The organism is Neobacillus dielmonensis, assembly GCF_000612665.1.
Lineage (GTDB): Bacteria > Bacillota > Bacilli > Bacillales > Cytobacillaceae > Neobacillus > Neobacillus dielmonensis.
Map to the genome: position 1 here is coordinate 23,036 of NZ_HG942052.1, position 20,679 is coordinate 43,714.

Here is a 20,679-nt window from a genome sequence, read left to right on the forward strand (position 1 = left end):
ATAGGAACAGCCACCTTAATTTATCCGGTAGATCTTTCCATACTTATCGTAGAGATAGTCTATTAAGTATTTAGCATTTAAACCCTCACCGGTGACATCCTGTAGGATCTCAAGTGGTTTTTTAAGTTTACCGTATTGGTGAATATGATTCGTCAGCCACTCTTGAATAGGCTGTAATCGACCGTTTTCTACCAGCGAGTCAAAATGAGGCAAATCGGTCAGCATCTTATGCTTAAATTGTGCTGCATACATATACCCCAACGCGTACGATGGAAAGTAGCCAAAGCTGCCGCCAGCCCAATGCACATCCTGCAGGACACCCTCAGCATCATTCCGCGGACAAATCCCTAAGTATTGTTGATACATGTTGTTCCAAACCTCCGGCAAATCAGAAACAGCAATCTCGTCATTAAACAATCCTTTTTCGATTTCGTAACGGATGATGATGTGCAGCGGATACGTTAATTCGTCAGCTTCAATTCGGATAAAGGAAGGCTTAGACTCATTAATCGCCCGATAAAACTCCTCAACGTCGGTGTGATCAAACTGGCCGCTAGCGTATTTCTTTAATAAATGATAATTGTGCTTCCAAAAAGGCAGGCTGCGCCCCACCAGATTTTCATAAAATAGAGATTGTGATTCATGGATACCCATGGATGTTCCAGCACAAAGAGGTGTCCCAATTAAATCTCTTGATATATTTTGTTCATATAGGGCATGGCCTCCTTCATGTATCGTTCCAAAAACGGCGGTCCGGAAATCTTTTTCGTCGTATCTTGTGGTGACGCGGACATCTCCGGGGTTTAATCCTGTGGCAAAAGGATGAACGGTTTCGTCAAGCCTTCCGGAATCAAAATTAAAACCGATTTGATTGAGAAAATCTAAACTCAACTTACGCTGATTTTCCTTGCAAATTGGCTTAAACAAAAAATCCGTCATCGGCTGATGCGATGATTGTGAAATCTTCTGGACAAGCGGGACAATTTTTTCCTTTAACTCCCCAAAAACTTCATCAAGCACCTCAACGGTCATTCCCGGCTCATATAAATCAAGAAGCACATTATACTTATTTCCTTTGTAACCCCAATAATCGATGAACCGTTTTGTTGTTTCAACCAACTTCTCTAAATAGGGTTGAAACATGAGAAAATCTGATTTTGCCTTTGCTTCTTCCCATACACTCTCTGCCTTTGATTGAAGTACCACAAATGCTTTATATTCTTCTGCAGGAATTTTTTTATTTTGTTGGTAATTCTTTTTGCACTCCTCAAGAACTTTACGTGTGTTTTCTGGCAAATCAGCTTTAGAAAGGCTGGCTATGTATGCCGCCATTTCTTCAGAGGTGGACATTTTAAATACCTCACTAGACAACATTCCGATGACTTCGGACCTTTGGTCAACGCCCTGTTTTGGCGCCCCAGTTCTCAAATCCCAGTATAGCAAACCCAAGGCTTCATGATATGCGGTCATTTTTCTGACATAGTCAAGAAATTCATTCTCTATGTATTTAATGTTCATTAGGTAATCCCCCTTTTATGAGTAAATCTTATCATACTTTTCTGATACTCAAATAAAAATTAGGATTAAAAAACAACAGAAACCTTGTCTCTGTTGTTTGGCAGCAGGAAATTTATCTCTTGCCGATAACGACCTTCCAGATTTCGGGACCTTGCTCGAGATACGCCCAAATAAATTGCTCCGGCCTCTCCATCATGAATTGATAATGTAATGGTTTGGGATCGTGATCATTAATGATTTGCATCGACTCACCAGATGCTAACTCATCAAATGTTTGTAAAATCTTCGGATGCTTGTCGCGGGGCGGAATTTCCGGTACATTAATTACTTTAGAAAAGGTTGTCATATCTATTCTCCTTTTTTCTTAATTTCTTGTATATTATAAAAAATATTTGTTTTTCATATAGTGAGTCCTATCACTTCTAGTGTATGATTTAATTAATAATCACTAGGAGGGAAGTATTTTGAAAGAATTAGTCGGCTGTTGTTCCAATTGTAAAAAAGAAATTTATTGCTTAGACGGTTTCTTGAATGGTGTCCACACAGATGCAAAGGAGCTTTATTGCTTTGATTGCTATGAAAGACAGGAAAAACCTGAAAAGAATCCGCAAAGCTAACCATGCGGATTCTCTACATGTTAATCTTCTAATGTTAGATCCTTAACAGGGAGTCTCTCTTCCTCTTTGTGTGTTGGTTTCCTTAAATGGAATAACGATTTGATACAGAACAACACTAATATAACCACTCCAACCAAGAAAATGGTGTCAGGCACTGCCCGCCAAGTTAGAATCGTTTGAACTAAGTCTTTTTGCAGGAAGGCGGAAGACCTTGATGCTGCATAACCGTTATTGAAAGCTTCTTTGATTTGCATAAAACCAACCGGCAGTAACGATAAAAATACCATGCCAGCTAGACCGACGTTTAATAGGATACAGCTAATCTTGAGCCACTTATCTTTCCAGAACTCAGGTTTCACTATATTTCTTAAAGAATAGAGTAGAACTGCTATTGCAAACATGCCATATACGCCCATCATTGAACCGTGTCCATGCGCAGGGGTCAAAAATTGACCATGTTCAAAGTAAGATACAGCTGGCAAGTTAATTAAGAAGCCTAATACACCTGCACCGACCAAGTTCCAAATTGCAACAGAGATTAAGAACCAAAAAGAGCCCTTGAATGGGAAATCCACTCCCCCGTCACGCATCATTTTGTATTGGTCATACGCTTCTAATATTAATAAAGTCAATGGAATGACTTCCATCGCTGAGAAAACAGCTCCAAGTCCAATCCAGACTTCCGCAGAGCCATTATAGTAATAATGATGCCCGATTCCAATTACGCCGCTGCCCAGTAGCAAAATTAATTGAAAGTATAATTGTCTGACAGTGGATTTCTTCGTTACCAAACCTAATTGAACAAGCAAGAATCCAATTACTACAACCGCAAATACTTCAAAAATACCTTCTACCCAAAGGTGGATAATCCACCAGCGCCAGTAATCGGCAAAAGTAAAACTAGTACCAGGATTGATAAATAAGGCAAACACATAGAATGCCGGAACGGCAATAGCTGAGTAGAATAATAGATGAATCAAGCCGCCTTTATCAGTTTCCCGTTTCAAACCTGCTTTCACCCCACGAAACACAATAAACAGCCAGATTAACATACCTACAATTAGAATCAACTGCCAGACACGCCCCAGTTCAATATACTCCCATCCGGTATGACCAAATAAGAACCATTGATTGCCCAGTTTTCCATTAGCTCCAAGCCATTCACCAATCATACTGCCGCCAACCAACACAACGAGTGCCCAGAATAATAAATCAACCAATAATCCCTGTTTCTTTGGTTCATAGCCTCCAACAAGTGGAGCGACATATATGCCCATGCCAAGCCATGCAGTGGCAATCCAGAAAATTGCTAATTGTAAATGATAGCCTTTTGTAATGTTAAATGGAAGAATATCATGGATCCACTTAATGCCAAAGAAACTTTCAGGTTCAATGTAATAGTGTGCCAGCAGCGCACCAAACATACACTGAACAAAGAATAACACTGTGACAATAGTAAAATATTTACCCGTTTTGACTTGGGAACTTGTAACGGGTATTTTGCGTATGTCAATTTTAGGGTATTCTCCCTCCTTATACGCTTCCTGCATACCAAATTTATAACGGTAAAAGAAGAACAAGATTAACCCTAGCATCACTAGAAAAATTGTAATACTGGCTCCACTCCACCAAACCGCAGAAAATGACAGATGATTTCCAGCATCTTCATAGTATGGCCAGTTATTCGTATAGGTAATTTTATCTCCTTCTCTGACAGTGCTTGAAAGCCATGCAGTCCAAAAGAAGAAGTCTGAAATTTGCTTCATTTGATCACCAGCCGCAACATATGCACGGTCTTTTTTAGGCATATCTGATTCTTTGATTAAATGAGCCTTTAACCCCCAGCCATCCCCTTTTGTAAAAATTTCTTGATAATGTTTCCTGACCCTCTCAAGCCCATACTCTTGCGCATCTGTAAGTGTTAACTTATCTTTGGCAGAGTCATATCGGTTTTTGCGCATTTCTTTAATAACTTGATTTTTTATGCCAGACTTTTCATCTTCATTTAAATCTGAAAACTTTTTGCTATACTGAATATCCGCTTTATAATCCTGCATGCCTTCTGTATATATTTTTAACGACTCAGCCGTATAATCTGGCCCCATATAAGATCCATGTCCTAAAACTGTACCGTAGTCCATTAGTCCATATTTTTGCCAAACGGCCTGCCCCCCCATAATCGATCCTTTTGTAAATAATACTTTTCCTTGCTCATTTGTTACCTCTAGCGGTCTTGGGGCCTGTTCCTTAAATATCCAGTATCCTCCACCTAGTAAGACCGTAAAGCTTAGTAGAACTGTCACGATTAGAATGGATTTTAATAAGGCGTTTTTCTTTTCCTTTACCACCTTTTTCACTGGTTCGTTACGCTGTATTTCCATCCAAAGCCACCCTTTCTATATTTATCACACTTCCTATTGTAGCTGTCACACATTCGACACAAAGTGAAGGATTTCATCTTTTTCCTGTGATATTTAGCACAAGGCTGAGAAGTATTTTCATTGAATATGACGTAGGTCACTTACTATCACTTTTTCTAGTGATATAATATAGAATGATGATTATTAACCATGAAGGTGATGCAATTGAAGCAAGAAGATATTAAAGAGAGGCTTTCACATGTTCCACTATTCAAAGAGTTATCTGATAGTGAATTGGAGCAGATGGTACAAATAGCCCAGACTCGTCTATATAGAAGCAAAATGTATGTTTTTATGCAGGACGACCCACTGGACAGAGTATTTTTTATTCATAGTGGTAAGGTCAAAATTTATAAAACCGATTTTTCCGGTAAAGAGCAGATTGTTTCTATTCTAGAAGCAGGAGAAATGTTCCCTCACGCAGGATTTTTTATAAAAGGACGGTATCCTGCAATGGCCGAGATTATGGAAGATGCACTATTGATTGTGATACCAATTGATCAATTTGAGAAAATACTCCTAACTTATCCGGAACTTAGTGTAAAGCTGTTTCGAGTGCTGGGAGAAAAAATAATTGACCTTCAAGGAAGATTAGAAGCTCAGGTTTTGCATAATACATTCGAACAAATTGTTTTGCTGCTCATTAGGTTATGTAAAACGAACGGTGAAAAAATGGGTGACCGCTATAAACTAACTACTCAATTTACCAACCGGGAATTGGCCAATATGATCGGAACCTCAAGGGAAACAGTCAGCCGAACCATCAATCTTTTAAAAAAGAAGGATTTGATTGTCTCGGATGAGGAAGGAAATTATCTGATTGACCGTGATTTGCTGCAACAAGAGTTGTTTAGTTAAGAAAAGAGGAAGCAGCAATCTGCTTCCTCTTTTCTTATTTGTGATTAATTTCTAATGGTTCTACTGGCAAAATGCCGTGAATTTTTTGTACTACAGTCTCGGAAGTTTCTTTTTCGAGCAGAATATGGACAACACCTTGGTCGGCTTCACTTCTAATTAATCGTCCAATCCCTTGTCTGAGTCTTAGGAGCATATAGGGCAAGTCCACTTCTGTAAATGGGTCATCCACTCCCTCTCGCTTCGCAATAAAGACGGGATCATTAGGCGGATAGGGCAAAGAAAGTATTGTAACATTTTCAAGCGACCGCCCTGGTATATCAAGCCCCTCCCAAAGATGCATCGAGCATAGGACCGCATGTTCCTCATTTTGAAACCTAGAAACAAGAGTACTGATTTCCTCGTCCCCCTCAAAGTAAACAGGGAAAGGAAGGTCCTCATTTAATAACTTTAATTTAATTTGTTCCATTTCTGCTTTTGTATTTAGGAGAATTAGAGCCCGTCCTTCCGATTTAATGACTTGCTCTATTACATAATCCAATTTCTTCTCTGCTTCATCTTTAGGAAACTTCGGGAGGTAAACCGCCATTTTATCTTCATATTCAAATGGAGAGTTAACAGAGAATGATAGATAATCCTTAATACCGAGACTTGATGCAATATAATCAAACGAGTTCTCGTTAGATAAAGTGGCTGATGAAAAAATATAAGGCTTTTTCTGTGAAAAGACTTCTTCCTGCAACACTTCAGAAACAAGTTTAGGCATAATCACTAATGTTCGTTCGCCGCCATTTTCTTCGAACCAAGTAATCCCATTTAATTCCTGAAGAAACAGAGATAATGAATAAGTGATTTGCTCTAAATATTCTTCAACAATTCTTAGGTCATATTCATTAATGACAAATAGTTCACTCTCAAATACAAGCTCTTCCTCTAATTTCTGTAAAGTTGAGAGTAGTTTCCTACATGCTCGCATCACCAATGAATGCTTATGAATTAACTGTTTCTCAGAGTTTTCAGGGGTTGAGGAAAATTGCGAAATCACGTTAAAGAAGGCTTCGTTATCCAATATAGCTTCCTCAATCGTATGTAATGTTCGCTCGCGCACATCATTTTCCATTAGCCTGGTGAGCAAAGTTTCCAGTGTATATTCAGTAAAGCGATAACTTAATGCTTTTTGTGCAGCATATTCCAATAAATGCCCTTCATCAAAAACAACTGAGGAGTGGTCCGGCAACAGTGGCAACTGCCCTTCTCGCTTCCGTGATTCTTTAGTCCAGACATGCTTCATATAAAAATCATGGGAGCAAATGATTAAATCATGTGCATGGCGATAATACTCCCTGTTTAAGGTGAGCCCACAGCGATGACGATTTGCACAAGAAAAACAATCTTGAAGCGGATCCCAGTTGACACTTTCCCAAACTTCATCAGGCAGGTCAGGATATTCTCGCCGATCACCATACCTAGTAAAAGCCCGCATCGAACCGGCAGCTTGCACGAAGTCCGGCAATTGCTCATATATGAAATTTGTTTCCTCATGAAAGTGTATTCTTCCCTGTTCCAGTTTATTGAGGCATAAATATTGATCTTCAGATTTTGCCAGACGCACATCAATATTTAATCCCAATATTTGTTGCAGTTTGGCAATATCTCCTTCCTTTTTTACCAGTTGCTCAATTAATGTTTCATCCGCGCAAGCAATTACTGCCGGGCGATTGGTATAGCGTGCATACATAATAGAGTATAGTAAATAAACAATGGTCTTCCCTGTTCCAACCCCAGCTTCTGCAAACATGACTTGTTTTTCCTTAAATGCCTTTTCCAGCTGGAATGCCATATAGATTTGTTCATCCCTTAGTTCATACCCTGACTCCGGCAATATGTCGTAAAATACATCCCCTATCCATTGGCTTAACTGATCATAAAATGATTCTGTTTTAGATACGGCGAACGGAATGCGCTCTTCCATCTTATCCCTCCAAAAAGAATAGCGCCGAAACGACGCCTATAACATTCATCTATTTTTTTAATGGTTAATCTTGACGTGGAGGTCTTTTCCCCCAATATTGATAATAATCGGTTTTAATAAAACCGTTAAACAACTTTCTTTTTTTTGTAGCAGGTTTACCATATAGTTCTTCAAAATTCTCATTGGAGGTTAGAATATAAATCGACCAGGTGTCTAGCTTGCTGAATGCCTGTCCCATTTCCCGGTACATCTGTTCCACCTCTTGTTTTTCCCCGAGCCTCTCTCCATATGGAGGATTACCGATAATGACCCCATACTCCTTTTTGACAGATATGTCTTGTACTCGCATTTGTTTAAACTGTATGACATCTGCTAAACCTGCCTCAAAGGAGTTTTCCGAAGCAATTTTTACCATGCGGTGGTCAATATCAGAACCGATGATATCCAAAGGCTGGTCATACTTGGCCAAATCCTCTGCCTCATTTCGGGCTTCCTGCCAGACCTTTTGCGGCATCCATTTCCAGTTTTCCGAAACAAAATCCCGGTTAAAGCCCGGTGCGATATTTTGTCCAATCATCGCTGCTTCAATAGGGATCGTTCCTGAACCACAGAAAGGATCGATAAATGGCCGGTCGGGATGCCAGTTGGTTAACATGACTAGCGCTGCGGCAAGCGTCTCCTTTAATGGAGCCGCTCCCTGGGAGGCTCGAAATCCTCGCTTATGGAGGCCTTGTCCACTTGCATCTATGGTAATGGTGGCAATATCTTTTAGTAATGCCACCTCAACCCGATACAAAGAGCCATTTTCTTCCAGCCAACCTGTTTTCTTATATTGGAGTTTCATTCGTTCAACAATGGCCTTCTTCACAATTGCCTGGCAATCCGATACACTAAAAAGTTTAGACTTCACAGATTTTCCCGATACCGGAAACTCTGCATCTACAGGCAAGAATTGTTCCCATGGCAGTGCTTTTGTTTTTTCAAATAATTCATCAAAGGTTAAGGCCTTAAATTCCCCTATTATAATCTTAATCCGATCAGCAGTTCGCAACCATAGATTGCTTTTCGCGATGGCGTATTCATCTCCAGTGTATATAACCTTTCCGTTTTCAACCTGACATTCATAACCTAGTGCCCTGACTTCTTTTGCCACTAAAGCCTCGAGCCCCATTGCAGAGGTCGCAATAATTTGATAAGTTCCCATTTTTTCACCCTTAAGATCCACTTTGTATGTATTTTGATTCGTTATCAACTGGTACATTTAATTCCATTATGTTCATTTATGAGTCAACAAATTCAATTTACATGTAACATAAAAAGCCCTCCGCTAGGAGAGCCATTTAGTTTTACCAATAACTATTCCATTAATAACGTTCTATAAGCCATGTTCTGTACCAAAGTACTACAAGCGACTATTTATGTCTCGTACTAAGGAGGTAACCATCTATCTACAGAATCTAAAAGAATCTGTCCTTCTCCTTGTTCATTTCCTCAGAGAAAGCGCCCCTACCATAATTTGGGTTTCTCGCTCGTGGGGTTTACCCGTTCCACCCTTTCTATTTCTAGAAAGGCTACGTCACTGTGGCACTTTTACAGGTATTCACACCATATCCATAAGGACTTAGATGTTTTCCCAGCCGTCAGCCATAGGTTGGCTGCCCTAGCTTATGTTTTCGCTAGGCACGAACACTACGGACATCTCAGACCGTGCGAGCATGGACTTTCCTCTGCAGCGTTGCATCCGCTAACTGCAGCGATTACCCGAACGTCATTAACGTACATGTTCTATTATATGTAATTTCTTCGTGTTATTCAATGGTTAATAATAGGAAAACACTTTAATCGTATAATTTACTGCCAAAAACATGCTTTTCCAAATTGGAGAGTCGTTTTAATATATCAAAGTTAGTTGTACCGGCAGGTTGTGCAACCGGCTGCCTTTTCGATGCTTCTTCAAGCTGTTTGCGAAGTCTTAAATTCTCCTGCTGAAGGTCTTCTATCTCTTGCTGAAAGGCTCCATAATCTTTAATAATTAAATCTAAAAATTTATCAACTTCTTCTTGTTTATAGCCACGGACACCAGATTTAAACTCTTTTTCCAATATATCTTTTGCTGTTAACTTAATTTTATCTGACAGCATCCTCATCACCTCGATATTCGCCAATCATTACTTTCTATTTTTTCAAAAAGAAACGTTTTTGTCAATTTTAATTGGCAAAAGCGTTAGTACAACATAAGCTTCCACAGGTATGTATATGCAGTTAGCTTAAAAATCTGTCTGTTTTTCTTGTTCTTCTTCAACAATCAATTGCAGGTCATAAAAATTTATTAATTGGATTTGATAATCATGACTTTTTTGATATTGTAAGGCCAATTCGTACAAAAATTTAGGACTGCCTTCTTTTTCTTGGTCATATAGCAGTACCATACCTTGGCTTTTATCAATAAAAAATTGATTTTTCAACCGGAATTGCCACGGTTTTTCATAACCTTTTTTAGTGACGGAATCAACAAAGTCCGCTTGCATCAAGACAGATTCATACCACTCTTTGTTATCCTCTTTCCAGGACGCTTCCTGATCTAAAAAAGGGGTAATCACGGCTAATTTTAATTCTGGATAATCGAGCTGGAGTTCAAATACCACTTCGGCTGCCCAAAGCTCCACCCCTAGTTGGCCGCTAATCAAAACCCATTCAAGTCCTTCTTCCACCATCGGTAGTAAAGCTTTCTTAATGGCTGTTTTTATATAATAAACAGAAGGATGGTCTTTTTTAAAAATCCCAAGTTCATAGGGCTTATACCCAGAAATCACCAGAACATTTATCAAAATTGGGTTCTCCTTTTCATTATTTTTTTGAAAAATGGACAATCATTTCTATAAGGACAGCATATCATACTAATGAAGACACAATAAAAAAGCAAGGGCTATGAAGCCCCTGCAAGTAAACCTCTCTCTACGGCCTGCGGCCTCTGAAAGGTCCGGGTCCGAAACCTGGACCACCCATGCCGCCGAAACCTGGGCCACCCATACCAAAGCCTGGTGCCATATTAGGCATTGCATTTGGAAGAGCATTTGCAGCTGGCATAGTTGCTTGCGGCATCATCATTCCAGGTGCACATGGGTTGCAGCAATTAATCTGTTGATGGCAAACATCTTCCGCACAGGAAGCAGTTTGCGGGCAATAATGTTTATGCTGAAATAAATGATGGTTAACTGTTGTCGTGTGCACTGGATGAATGTGCGGCACGATAGTGGTAGAAAAAGTGTGATTCACTAGATTGGTAGTCGGGTGAATGACCGGCGGGGTAACATTTGTACCAAGAAACATAACTTCTTCTCCTTCCTTTCGTTTCATTCTGCTTACATTAACAGCCTATGAAGGAAGGAGTATTCTTGTACTAATGAAAATACCTATTTTTCTTATAAAAAGGAATAAAAGCTGTCCTTCAATCCGGTCAGAACAACTGCAATTAAACAAACTACTACAAAATACAAAAACAAAATGGCTTTATACATATTTTCCAGCTCCATAAATTTTTCACGTTAATCACTTCACACAATTTTAAATTGTACTCTGTAAACACGTATTAGACAATATGGAATGTTTAATTTTCGCTATGAAAATATGAACATTTTGTAACAATTTTTTATTTTACTCATTTTAGGCTACCATCAGCCTAAGATTTTTCTTTTTTTCTAAGCAGTCGGTCATATCTTTTTTCAAGCTGTTCCAAGATGGAAATGTTTTCTGATTTTGTTTTTTTACGTTTTGTAGCAAGATCCATGGCTTTTTCGCAGAATTCAATTGCAAGTTGCAAATCCTTTATCCGATGTTCATATATAATGGCCAATTCAATATATGCCGTAAACTGCTCCAGTGGGCCTCCAGATTCTGCTGCATCTAAAAATAACTTTTGGGCCTTCTGATAGTTATGGTCTTTTTTATGCTGATAGGCTAAAGTAAGCATGGCCTTGCTCGAGGTAACATCTTGAATGGCTGTTAATTTGGTTAATACCCTTTCTGCCTGATGTGTTTCCCCTAAAGCAGCAAACCACCGCCCAACTTCATATGTTTCTTTTCTCGTCTGGCCTAGGTCCTTCCCACATAACTGGAAAGTTAAGTGTGTATATAAGGTAACTAGGGATAAAATGTCCACCTCATTATGCTTTAAAATACCAAGCATTCCCTCAGGTTGTTTACTTTCAATAAAATCAAAGTAAATCATGGGAGCTAAATATCCTGGAATGTCATCCGCTCTCTCTACCCCTAAGACATCTTGTTCAACATTGGTCAACTTAATTCGATCCAGCTTATGCTTCCACAATCGTCTAGCTGCATGATAGATATCAAAATGCCCAAATTCGGGAAGTTTTGGCACATGCTCTCTTACAAGAGTATGACGGGTCTTTACTTGCGGCCAATCAAACGATTTCCCATTATAAGTAACCAGGGTTTTATAATTTATCCTTTCCAAAAAGCTTTGATACAACGGAACTTCTGCACCAGGATGCGGTAAAATGTGCTGCCGCAAAATCAGCTTATCTCCAGATATACTAGCATAGCCTAACAAGAAAATCGTATTGCCAGTCCCTCCTCCAAGCCCTGTGGTTTCAGTATCAAAGAAGAATAATTCTTCAGCACGAAAACCCTTAGCGGATAATGGATGATTAATTTTTTCCCTATTCCATATATCCATCGCAATTAGAAAATCGCTGAAGCAATAATGGCCATGCTTATGGTCTAGTGGGTAAACTACTTCCCGGATTAAACAATAACTATCGTCGAAATAATAGGGAACCACGTGTTCTGCCTTCCATTTTTCCAAAAAAGGAATCTCAATGGATGGAGGCTCTGGTTTGGGGACTGGGTGGACCGGCTGTGCCCCAACGGATAAATGGGGTTTTAGCCGGTTTAGTTTATTTTTTAATGACATTTTTGCACTTCCCCGTTCATAACCGATGTAGGGACAAACGCCTTAATAGTTGTCAATGTATCTTGTTTTGCGGTGTTGCTAACCGTATCGGTTCCAATACAGGACGGGCAGCCTGATTCACACTGACAATTTGTAATCATTTTTTCGGCTTCATGAAATACATTGGCTACATCACCATATATTTTTTCACTTAAACCGATCCCACCCGGATATCGGTCGTAAAAGAAAATAGTTGGTTTTTCATTATGGTCCGCTTTCACCTGTGGTATAACATGAATATCTTGTGGGTCAGACATTACGAATAATGGAGCGATATGGTTCAGAGCATGTGCTGCACCTGCGAGCCCTTGCTCAGTTCTCTCTTGCCCAAGTTCGGTTAATGGTTTATTTAAAGAAACCCATGCCGCATTCGTATGAAGCTCCTCTTCTGGCAAATGAATGGGACCAGAACCAATATTTTCGTGAGTTTCAAATTTTATTTTTTTGAAAATCGTAGCCATTGCCCTGACACTGACATCGCCATATCCTACTTCAGATGCTTGATTTTTCTGAAGCTTGTCCACTTCCAATACCTTTAATTGCACGGCTAAATTAGCGTCAGTATAATAATCGACATCCACCTCTCGCACAAAAGCTTTCTTTTCCTCCCAATCTAGTTTCTCTACTTGATACTGAGTGCCCTGATGCAAGTATATGGCTTCCTCATGGAGAAGGGTCATGGATGAGAACCTGTCCATTTCTCCAATGACTCTTGCGTGGGCCACATTGGTTATGTCGACAATTACGACATTTTCCTGGGAGGCTGATCGTAAACTAATATTGTGAGCAGGGAATGAATCGTTCATCCAATACCACTTATCCCCGTTTTGATAGAGAACTCTTTCCTCTGTTAAATATTCTAATAGTTCCTCAGTATCGACGGTCCCGAATGATTCTTCCTTCTTAAAGGGCAGCTCATAGGCGGCACATTTCATATGATCAATTAAGATAATCAAATTATCTGGATGGATTCTGGCCGTTTCCGGACTTTTATTAAAAAAGTAATCTGGGTGCTGAATAATGTATTGGTCGAGAGGGCTAGAGCTCGCAACCATGATAACGAGCGCCTCGCCATGCCTCCGTCCCGCGCGGCCAGCTTGCTGCCAAGCACTAGATATCGTGCCTGGATATCCAGTCATAATACAAACCTGAAGTTGTCCGATATCTACACCTAATTCGAGAGCATTTGTTGAGACAACTCCATAGATATCACCAGATCGCAGGCCTTTTTCAATTTTTCTCCGCTCTGTCGGCAGATAGCCTCCCCGATACCCCATAATCGATTTAGGTCCTAATTGGTTTTTTACTAACTCTTGAAGGTAAGTAAGAATAATTTCAACCCGGACCCTGCTTCTGGCAAAGACAATCGTTTGTATCTTATTCTTCAGCAGTTCTCCTGCAATACTTCTCACCTCGAGCGTAGCGCTTCTTCGAATGTTTAATGGCTTATTTACAATTGGCGGGTTATAGAAAACGAAATGTTTGGTCCCGCTTGGTGCTCCGTTGTTGTCAATCAGCTCCATTGGTTCCTCCGTTAACCGTTCAGCCAATTCCAGCGGGTTGGCAATGGTTGCGGAGGTACATATAAACACTGGGTGACTCCCGTAATACGCGCATATCCGTTTTAATCTTCTGATTACATTTGCCACATGACTGCCAAAAACTCCCCTGTAGGTATGAAGTTCGTCAATCACCACAAATTTCAGGTTTTCAAACAAGGAAACCCATTTTGTATGATGCGGCAGGATGGCGGAATGCAGCATATCAGGATTGGTAATGACAACGTGACCTGCCTGCCTGACCCGAGAGCGGATGTTTGCCGGCGTATCCCCATCATATGTGTAGCTGTTTATATTAAGCCCTGCTGACTGGATCAGCTCATTGATTTCACTTTTTTGATCCTGGGCAAGCGCCTTGGTCGGAAACATATAAAGGGCACGTGCATTTGAATTTTGGAGGACTGTCTGCAAAACAGGAAGGTTGTAGCATAATGTTTTCCCGGAAGCCGTAGGGGTTACAGCTACTACACTTTTTCCTGAGGTAATTTTATCGTATGCAGTCCTTTGATGGGTATAAAGCATCTCGATCCCTTTATGGTGCAGCGCATCCTTCAATAATGGGTGCAAATCTTCCGGAAACGGCACGGTTTGCGCCTTCGTTTCAGGAATTGTATGCCATGTAACAATATTTCCCTTAAACTTTTCGTTTGTTTTTAACTCTTCTACTATTTCCTGAAGGTTTTTCCTTAACTTCATGACCTCACCCCAATACCTTTATTTTAGCGAATAAACGTTCGTGAAAAAAGTAAAATTACCTGTTTTGTTAAAAAAATTATCCGGTATTATTTTCCACTCGATGGTTGAAGAGGAGGAACAACAAAGTTTAGCAAACACAAACACCGCAGCCATAAAAGGCTGCGGTACGGGGAATGTCATAAGAGAGATCATCTAATTATAGCGAAAGCATTTCTTGCATGTCTTCCTGGGCAGTGCCAATTAGTTTTAGGTTGAAAGTATCTTGAAGGACTTTTAATACACCTTCGGAAATAAATTCTGGCGGTTTTGGACCAATCCGGATATCTTGGATTCCAAGGCTGAACAATCCTAATAAAATGGCTACAGCCTTTTGTTCGAACCACGATAACACAATGCTTACAGGCAGTTCATTTACTTCACATTCAAATGCATCTGCCAATGCCATGGCGATTTTGACTGTTGATACGGAATTGTTGCATTGCCCCAAATCGATATAACGAGGAATTTCTGTTCCTGGAACCACTCCATAATCCACATCGTTAAACCTAAATTTCCCACAGGAAGTAGTTAAAATGACAGTTTCCGGAGGCAATGAAGTTGCAAGCTCACGATAATACTCGCCGCCCTTTCCTGGAGCGTCACAGCCTGCTATTACAAAGAACCGTTTGATTTTCCCAGCTTTTACTGCGTCAATAACTTCAGGAGCCAAACCGAGCACCGTTTCGTGGTGGAAACCTGTAATCAAAGTCTCATCAGATTCAATATTGGCCTCTGGAAGCTCTAAAGCCCGTTTGATTATTGGTGTAAAATCATCATTTACAACTTTTTGAACATTTTCTAGTCCCGCCACTTCATAAGAGAACATACGGTCAGCATAGGTCCCCTTAATTGGCATTACACAATTCGTAGTAGCCAAAATAGCTCCCGGGAACTTTTCAAACAGACGCCGTTGGTCATACCATGCCTTTCCAATATTCCCCTTCAAATGTGAATATTTCTTTAGTGCCGGATAACCATGGGCAGGCAGCATCTCTGAATGGGTATAAATATTAATGCCTTTGCCTTCGGTTTGCTTTAATAGTTCCTCTAAAGCAAATAAATTGTGACCTGTTACAACAATAGATTTACCTTCTATTTTATTTTGGCTTACACGGATAGGCTGTGGGATCCCTAACCTTTCAGTATGTGCTTTATCTAAAAGCTCCATCACACGTACCGCTGATTGCCCTACTCTCATTGCCATGTCAATATGTTCTTGTAGATTAAAGTTAGAATTGGTTAATGTCATATACAATGCCTCATGAGTCACCGCGTCAACAAATGAATCGGTATATCCCAATTGATTGGCATGGGTACGGTAGGCTGCGATTCCCTTTAATCCAAAGATAATGGTATCTTGCAAGCTAGCTATCGTTTCATCTTTTCCGCAAACACCAATCACATTACAGCCTCCGGTTGGTGTCTGTTCACATTGATAACAAAACATGGCCTTCCCTCGCTCTCGTTAATTTCCTTCGTTAATTTCCTTTAAAGCATACCGTTACTGCGATTGTAATTTATGTGATTTACATCACACGAAGAACAATGTTCACATTTTTGTCATAGATTCATGGCTCCCAATTCGTAACCTGATTGGGTATCTCGGCATATATTATGATGTGAATTTTTGTAGATGGGGGTACTAGTATGTCAAATCTTCCAAGTAACAAAAACAACGGAAAGAATTCATTTTCTGAGCCCTTTGGTGATATATTTAAATCTATTAATCAATTTTTTAATGAACAGCCGGTGAGAGGTTTTCTGCAATCCATCGATGAGTTTTTTAATACCCCATTCCCATTTCAGCCAGGGTTCCAGGTAAATACTGCAGAAACAAAAGATGAGTATATTGTATCGGCCGAACTCCCTGGTGTTAAAAGGGAACAAATCCATTTGAACACAGCAGGAAATTACTTAACCATTACCATTGATAATAAGGAACTTGAAACAACAGAAGACGATCAAAATCAAATTTACCGCCGAAAATATGTACACCAGCAATCCTCTCGTACGGTTGTTTTGCCTACTGCTATTAATGAAGAAAAAATTAAAGCCTCTTATCGTGATGGGCTATTGAAGATTCGGATTCCGCGTGAAAAAGGAAATGTGATTCAAATAGAAGCAGAGGATTAATGAATGACTATAATAGTTGAAAAGACGGCTAATGTAGCCGTCTTTTTTATACCTTAAACATTCCCCCGAAGCCTTTTACCAGCGAACTGACTTGCGAAACGGCATTTACCATTTGGCCAGCTGTGTTTATCATTTTATTAAAATCAATCGATCCATCCTGCGACTTAAATGAGTTCATAAGCGATTGTACACCGCTTGGCTGCTTTGGTATGAAACTTTGTTTAGGGTATGGATTCATGATTCCGTACCCGTTCATTTGCATATAGGGCTGAGAATAAGATTCTTCCTTTGGCTGCAACGGGTTTTGAAATAAAAACTGAGAATCCTTTTGTGTGTATGGTTGACCTGACATTCCCACGTAGGGTGTTCCAAAACCAGGTTGATGATTTTGGAAAAAGGGCTGCGCTACCTGCGAGGGATAAGGATATTGCTGTAAATTCATCCACCCATTGGCAGCAACTTGTGGATAATATGGGTACGTTTGCTGGCGGAATTCAGAAGGGGGATTCCACGCTTGACCAATGAAATTCGGCTGCATCACTTGTCCCGGATATCCATTTAAAAAGCGATTATTAGGCCTCATGGTACCAGACATGGGCAAACATCTCCTCTTTATTTATCTGCTACACAGTATGAAGATTCCCCCTGATAGGTGATAAAAAAAGATAATAGTTGTTGTCAAATCCGCGTGAAATTTGTCTAAAGTTTAAATTTTATAAAAACTAAAAATCATTCGTTTCTATGTTACGATAAGGAAAATGATGAAGGAGGAGTATACCATGGACATTCGCGATTTAAAAAGTAAGTTTTTACATTCCCGGGACTATAGTACTGAGGACGTAAATGCACTAATGGATTTTGCTAAGAAAGCCTACATTCATAATGAAATTACGATTAAAGAATATCGACAACTTGTCCGTGAATTAGAAAGCCTAGGCGCCAAACTGCCAGCCGAGGAAGACTCCCTCATCGAGAATACTAAATAGAATGAAAAAAGAGATGCTGCGTTGCATCTCTTTTTTAATGATTTATTTCTTTTATTACTTCTTCAAGAAAATATTTAATCGTTCGGTTTGCATTTAAGAACAACGCTTTACTTGTTCCGGGAAAAAAAGCCTGAATCGAATTCCGTTCGATATGATCCGAGATGGTCTCAATTTGATTTCTATGAATATGCTTGGGAGATTTTTTTTCCACCCAATCCTTCATCATGACCTGCCATTCATCTTTTACAGATTTCACCTTGTCAGCAAAAGGTTTTACGACCTGATAAAAATCCTGCTCCTTTTGAGTTTCCCGTACTTCCTGAAAATATTTTAAACACAACTGGTTATATGTTAAAAGTTCTTCTGTTAAATTTAGGAGTTGTTCCTCCATTATTTCCCCTTCAATCCTTATAAATAAGAGAGCAAAAACCAATTTTGCTACTATTATTTAATTTTAACCAGATTCAAAAGCCCAATTCAAGTTTTAAGGATTGAGACACACTGGCAGTACGAGGTTTGATTATGATGCTGCCTTCAAAGCAGGAAGGATTATTATTCTCCAGGATAGCGAGTTTACTGGAAGACTCAGCTATTTTTCTATGCTCTTCCATATCAAGCTCACAGCGCTTAGCTGAGAATGATGTCTTAAGAACCACATCTAACTCTTCCAATTGATCATAAATTCCCGTCAGTTTGGCTAAAAGTCTTTCTTTACTACTTTGTGGTTTAATCATCAAAAACCCTCCTATTGTGGTTATATGGCTGAAAGTTATTTCCCTTACTGTTCAACTACAGAACATATTTCCAGGTCCAAGACTAAATGGTTTATTAACTAATTCTCCCTCCCTTTTAAGCTTCCTTCATGATTGACAAAACTAGAAGTGTTTCGCTAAAGAAAGTGGCAAACTGGCATTTCCTTAACCCTTTTTCGACATCTTCCCTACCGCATGAAAAGTACAATTTCGTGCAAACTAGTGGTGGAGGTGTTTTTAATGGCTAAAAAAAGTCGGCAAACCAAGAATCAAGCTAAGCCGCCAGAACCTGAAAAAAAGACTGGATACGGCGATAAAAAGCTGGAAGGACCAAATAGCCCAGCTGAATAAGGTGAAAAAGCAAGGGCAATCCTTGCTTTTTCACTTTTATTTATGAATTTCCATTAGGTTTTTTAGTGAGACTAGTAATTGCAATTGATTTGATTTCTCATAGTACCAATCAGTAAGCTGAATGGGATGTTTGAACCGGGCAGGGGCATGCAGCCAAAGTGGCGATACAAACCGCTCCTTGCTCCAGTCAATATATACATGCTGCTGGTGTTCCACAATAGGGAAGGTTTTACGCAGAATAGGGGTTCTTCCAGCAGATCTTGTTTTAAAATACTGTTCATAATCAAACCGTGAACCAGTATGGGGGGTTTTTTCTGCAAACTCAAAAAAATGAGGAAAAAGCCGGGGATGAAATAAAATTCTCACTAATCTTTTTCCCAGCTCTATCCTCTTGGAAAGAGATTTAAACCCACTAACACTTGCCCCATACACCTCGCCCCCACATGTTGGAAATAGCACGCAGCTAAAATGAAACCAATCTTGAAAATTAAATATAAATGAATGGAACACCTTTTTTTTATAAACAGGATGCTCAATGACCGGATCTTGAATCACATTCTGTTCATTGATAATCAATGCTGTCGTAAGTCTACCGTTATCTTTGGTCTGCCAATAACGTTCCCATTCCTTTTGCATGAACCGGGAGACATGGAATAAGGGAAGTAAATGAAACAGTGGACGGTTCAGTTTCGTCGAATATTGATAGAGCATTAACTGAGGATAGGCATCATGAAAAATAAGCCAATTGGCCCGTTCGTAAGTCATAAACAGCCTCTTTCTGACTTCAGGGGCAAGAAGCTGGGGGAAAATTGATCCCTCCAAATCACACATATTCCAACCGCCATTCCTTGATACCATGCTGGCTAGGAAGGACCAAATAATTTCTGGATATCTTTTAAAAAAGGAAAAATAGGCATTTGTTCGCGAAATATTATCAATATTCTTCTTGCTTGTTTCCGCTTGAATTTGACTAACAATGTTCTGCTCGTGTAATGTAAGATGATTCATTTGGTTTTTTCCTTTATAATTTTAATAGTTTATCAGATAAATTATTTTAAAGCTCTCTAAGAAAAATGGTTCATTTCTTTTCTTCGCATTAACGGTACAATTAATATTAGAATTCGCAACCTGGTTTATTTTATTCACCCGTTTTTACTTGTTTTTGTTTAAAAGGGATGGCTTAAAGAGGTGCATATCATGAGTGTCAATTACCCTAACGGAAAAAAATATGTTCAAAGACAAATAGAGCCTAAATTATTGGTCAACAATCAAAAGAATGGTACTTTTAGTAATCGCGGAATGACGCTTGAAGAAGACATAAACGAAACCAATCAATACTACCTAGAACAAAAAATTGCCGTCATTCATAAAAAACCAACTCCCATTCAAATTGTCCAAGTTGATTATCCTAAACGGAGTGCTGCTGTCATAAAAGAGGCTTATTTTAAGCTGGCTTCTACCACAGATTACAATGGTGTTTATAAAGGAAAATATATCGATTTTGAGGCCAAGGAAACACAAAATCCAACATCTTTTCCGTTGAAGAATTTTCATCAGCATCAAATTACCCATATGGAGCAAGTGTTGAGCCATGGAGGAATTTGCTTTGTCATTATTAGGTTTACCAAGTTTGATGAGGTTTACCTGCTGAGTGCACAGCACTTATTGTTCTACTGGAATAGAATGACTGGCGGGGGCAGAAAGTCTATTACCAAACAAGAAATTGAAGAGAATGGTCATTATATCCCATTGGGATATCAACCTAGAATAGACTACATTAAAGTTATAGAAGATCAGGTTTGAAAG

General features: G+C 39.4%; 21 protein-coding genes and 1 other RNA gene. 6 read left to right on the forward strand and 16 right to left on the reverse strand.

What is annotated here, in order from left to right:
• Positions 1–15: 15 nt before the first annotated feature.
• Both BN2425_RS08610 and BN2425_RS08615 read right to left on the reverse strand, forming a co-directional pair.
• Entirely contained in the window at positions 16–1,518 is a 1,503-nt protein-coding gene (locus BN2425_RS08610) for a carboxypeptidase M32 (protein ID WP_042457713.1), read from the reverse strand.
• A gap of 112 nt (positions 1,519–1,630) precedes the next feature.
• Positions 1,631–1,864 carry a DUF2249 domain-containing protein gene (locus tag BN2425_RS08615; protein WP_042457716.1) on the reverse strand — a complete coding sequence of 78 codons (234 nt, stop codon included), beginning with the start codon at positions 1,862–1,864 and terminating at the stop codon, positions 1,631–1,633.
• Between the two features lie 118 nt (positions 1,865–1,982).
• On the opposite strand from BN2425_RS08615, the gene BN2425_RS22720 reads away from it, so the two are divergent.
• Positions 1,983–2,135 carry a hypothetical protein gene (locus BN2425_RS22720; RefSeq protein WP_195891916.1) on the forward strand — a complete coding sequence of 51 codons (153 nt, stop codon included), beginning with the start codon at positions 1,983–1,985 and terminating at the stop codon, positions 2,133–2,135.
• 20 nt (positions 2,136–2,155) lie between these two features.
• On the opposite strand, the gene BN2425_RS08620 is transcribed toward BN2425_RS22720, so the two are convergent.
• Positions 2,156–4,516: a nitric-oxide reductase large subunit gene (locus tag BN2425_RS08620; RefSeq protein ID WP_042457719.1), complete on the reverse strand. Its 2,361-nt coding sequence runs from the start codon at positions 4,514–4,516 to the stop codon at positions 2,156–2,158.
• Positions 4,517–4,720: 204 nt separating this feature from the next.
• On the opposite strand from BN2425_RS08620, the gene BN2425_RS08625 reads away from it, so the two are divergent.
• Complete coding sequence (locus BN2425_RS08625) at positions 4,721–5,413, forward strand: Crp/Fnr family transcriptional regulator (RefSeq protein WP_235714590.1); 693 nt, start codon at positions 4,721–4,723, stop codon at positions 5,411–5,413.
• A gap of 34 nt (positions 5,414–5,447) precedes the next feature.
• Here BN2425_RS08625 and BN2425_RS08630 read toward each other — a convergent pair whose 3' ends face one another.
• From BN2425_RS08630 to BN2425_RS08665, 8 genes are all read right to left on the reverse strand, one after another.
• Positions 5,448–7,382 carry an ATP-dependent DNA helicase gene (locus BN2425_RS08630; protein ID WP_042457722.1) on the reverse strand — a complete coding sequence of 645 codons (1,935 nt, stop codon included), beginning with the start codon at positions 7,380–7,382 and terminating at the stop codon, positions 5,448–5,450.
• A gap of 64 nt (positions 7,383–7,446) precedes the next feature.
• Entirely contained in the window at positions 7,447–8,586 is a 1,140-nt protein-coding gene (locus tag BN2425_RS08635; protein ID WP_042457725.1) for a THUMP domain-containing class I SAM-dependent RNA methyltransferase, read from the reverse strand.
• Positions 8,587–8,755: 169 nt separating this feature from the next.
• An RNA gene (gene rnpB, locus BN2425_RS08640) (RNase P RNA component class B) lies at positions 8,756–9,151 on the reverse strand.
• A gap of 69 nt (positions 9,152–9,220) precedes the next feature.
• Positions 9,221–9,523, reverse strand: coding sequence for a cell division regulator GpsB (gene gpsB, locus BN2425_RS08645; protein ID WP_042457727.1), 303 nt, complete (start codon positions 9,521–9,523; stop codon positions 9,221–9,223).
• A gap of 126 nt (positions 9,524–9,649) precedes the next feature.
• Positions 9,650–10,210 carry a DUF1273 domain-containing protein gene (locus BN2425_RS08650; RefSeq protein WP_042457729.1) on the reverse strand — a complete coding sequence of 187 codons (561 nt, stop codon included), beginning with the start codon at positions 10,208–10,210 and terminating at the stop codon, positions 9,650–9,652.
• 127 nt (positions 10,211–10,337) lie between these two features.
• Positions 10,338–10,712: a CotD family spore coat protein gene (locus BN2425_RS08655; protein WP_042457732.1), complete on the reverse strand. Its 375-nt coding sequence runs from the start codon at positions 10,710–10,712 to the stop codon at positions 10,338–10,340.
• Between the two features lie 349 nt (positions 10,713–11,061).
• On the reverse strand, positions 11,062–12,318 hold the full coding sequence (locus BN2425_RS08660; protein WP_042457733.1) for a ribonuclease H-like domain-containing protein: 1,257 nt from the start codon (positions 12,316–12,318) through the stop codon (positions 11,062–11,064).
• Positions 12,309–14,612: a DEAD/DEAH box helicase gene (locus BN2425_RS08665; protein ID WP_042457736.1), complete on the reverse strand. Its 2,304-nt coding sequence runs from the start codon at positions 14,610–14,612 to the stop codon at positions 12,309–12,311. Before BN2425_RS08665 ends, BN2425_RS08660 begins: the two co-directional genes overlap by 10 nt.
• Before the next feature lie 40 nt (positions 14,613–14,652).
• Between BN2425_RS08665 and BN2425_RS22480 the strand changes: the two genes are divergently transcribed.
• Positions 14,653–14,808, forward strand: coding sequence for a hypothetical protein (locus BN2425_RS22480; protein ID WP_154663480.1), 156 nt, complete (start codon positions 14,653–14,655; stop codon positions 14,806–14,808).
• On the opposite strand, the gene hcp is transcribed toward BN2425_RS22480, so the two are convergent.
• Entirely contained in the window at positions 14,809–16,098 is a 1,290-nt protein-coding gene (gene hcp, locus BN2425_RS08670; protein WP_042457739.1) for a hydroxylamine reductase, read from the reverse strand.
• Positions 16,099–16,298: 200 nt separating this feature from the next.
• Between hcp and BN2425_RS08675 the strand changes: the two genes are divergently transcribed.
• Positions 16,299–16,784: an Hsp20/alpha crystallin family protein gene (locus BN2425_RS08675; RefSeq protein WP_042457742.1), complete on the forward strand. Its 486-nt coding sequence runs from the start codon at positions 16,299–16,301 to the stop codon at positions 16,782–16,784.
• Positions 16,785–16,830: 46 nt separating this feature from the next.
• Here BN2425_RS08675 and BN2425_RS08680 read toward each other — a convergent pair whose 3' ends face one another.
• The gene (locus tag BN2425_RS08680) at positions 16,831–17,379 is read right to left on the reverse strand and encodes a YppG family protein (protein WP_235714591.1); all 549 of its coding nucleotides are present in this window, start codon (positions 17,377–17,379) and stop codon (positions 16,831–16,833) included.
• Between the two features lie 184 nt (positions 17,380–17,563).
• Here BN2425_RS08680 and yppF point away from each other — a divergent pair, with 184 nt between their 5' ends.
• Positions 17,564–17,770, forward strand: a complete 207-nt coding sequence (yppF, locus tag BN2425_RS08685; protein WP_042457745.1) for a YppF family protein — start codon at positions 17,564–17,566, stop codon at positions 17,768–17,770.
• A 34-nt stretch (positions 17,771–17,804) separates the two neighbouring features.
• Here yppF and BN2425_RS08690 read toward each other — a convergent pair whose 3' ends face one another.
• The 3 genes from BN2425_RS08690 to BN2425_RS08700 form a co-directional block, all read right to left on the reverse strand.
• On the reverse strand, positions 17,805–18,161 hold the full coding sequence (locus BN2425_RS08690; RefSeq protein ID WP_042457748.1) for a DUF1798 family protein: 357 nt from the start codon (positions 18,159–18,161) through the stop codon (positions 17,805–17,807).
• Between the two features lie 73 nt (positions 18,162–18,234).
• Complete coding sequence (locus BN2425_RS08695; RefSeq protein ID WP_042457751.1) at positions 18,235–18,504, reverse strand: hypothetical protein; 270 nt, start codon at positions 18,502–18,504, stop codon at positions 18,235–18,237.
• A gap of 405 nt (positions 18,505–18,909) precedes the next feature.
• Positions 18,910–19,881 carry a DUF2515 domain-containing protein gene (locus BN2425_RS08700; protein WP_042457753.1) on the reverse strand — a complete coding sequence of 324 codons (972 nt, stop codon included), beginning with the start codon at positions 19,879–19,881 and terminating at the stop codon, positions 18,910–18,912.
• A gap of 189 nt (positions 19,882–20,070) precedes the next feature.
• On the opposite strand from BN2425_RS08700, the gene recU reads away from it, so the two are divergent.
• Positions 20,071–20,676, forward strand: coding sequence for a Holliday junction resolvase RecU (recU, locus tag BN2425_RS08705; protein WP_042457754.1), 606 nt, complete (start codon positions 20,071–20,073; stop codon positions 20,674–20,676).
• Positions 20,677–20,679: the final 3 nt, after the last annotated feature.

Coding starts and splice junctions, on each gene's coding strand:
- BN2425_RS08610 (WP_042457713.1), bottom strand. CDS start 1,518: ATGAACATTAAATACATAGAGAATGAATTTCTTGACTATGTCAGAAAA.
- BN2425_RS08615 (WP_042457716.1), bottom strand. CDS start 1,864: ATGACAACCTTTTCTAAAGTAATTAATGTACCGGAAATTCCGCCCCGC.
- BN2425_RS08620 (WP_042457719.1), bottom strand. CDS start 4,516: ATGGAAATACAGCGTAACGAACCAGTGAAAAAGGTGGTAAAGGAAAAG.
- BN2425_RS08630 (WP_042457722.1), bottom strand. CDS start 7,382: ATGGAAGAGCGCATTCCGTTCGCCGTATCTAAAACAGAATCATTTTAT.
- BN2425_RS08635 (WP_042457725.1), bottom strand. CDS start 8,586: ATGGGAACTTATCAAATTATTGCGACCTCTGCAATGGGGCTCGAGGCT.
- gpsB (WP_042457727.1), bottom strand. CDS start 9,523: ATGCTGTCAGATAAAATTAAGTTAACAGCAAAAGATATATTGGAAAAA.
- BN2425_RS08655 (WP_042457732.1), bottom strand. CDS start 10,712: ATGTTTCTTGGTACAAATGTTACCCCGCCGGTCATTCACCCGACTACC.
- BN2425_RS08660 (WP_042457733.1), bottom strand. CDS start 12,318: ATGTCATTAAAAAATAAACTAAACCGGCTAAAACCCCATTTATCCGTT.
- BN2425_RS08665 (WP_042457736.1), bottom strand. CDS start 14,612: ATGAAGTTAAGGAAAAACCTTCAGGAAATAGTAGAAGAGTTAAAAACA.
- hcp (WP_042457739.1), bottom strand. CDS start 16,098: ATGTTTTGTTATCAATGTGAACAGACACCAACCGGAGGCTGTAATGTG.
- BN2425_RS08675 (WP_042457742.1), top strand. CDS start 16,299: ATGTCAAATCTTCCAAGTAACAAAAACAACGGAAAGAATTCATTTTCT.
- BN2425_RS08680 (WP_235714591.1), bottom strand. CDS start 17,379: ATGTCTGGTACCATGAGGCCTAATAATCGCTTTTTAAATGGATATCCG.
- yppF (WP_042457745.1), top strand. CDS start 17,564: ATGGACATTCGCGATTTAAAAAGTAAGTTTTTACATTCCCGGGACTAT.
- BN2425_RS08690 (WP_042457748.1), bottom strand. CDS start 18,161: ATGGAGGAACAACTCCTAAATTTAACAGAAGAACTTTTAACATATAAC.
- BN2425_RS08695 (WP_042457751.1), bottom strand. CDS start 18,504: ATGATTAAACCACAAAGTAGTAAAGAAAGACTTTTAGCCAAACTGACG.
- BN2425_RS08700 (WP_042457753.1), bottom strand. CDS start 19,881: ATGAATCATCTTACATTACACGAGCAGAACATTGTTAGTCAAATTCAA.
- recU (WP_042457754.1), top strand. CDS start 20,071: ATGAGTGTCAATTACCCTAACGGAAAAAAATATGTTCAAAGACAAATA.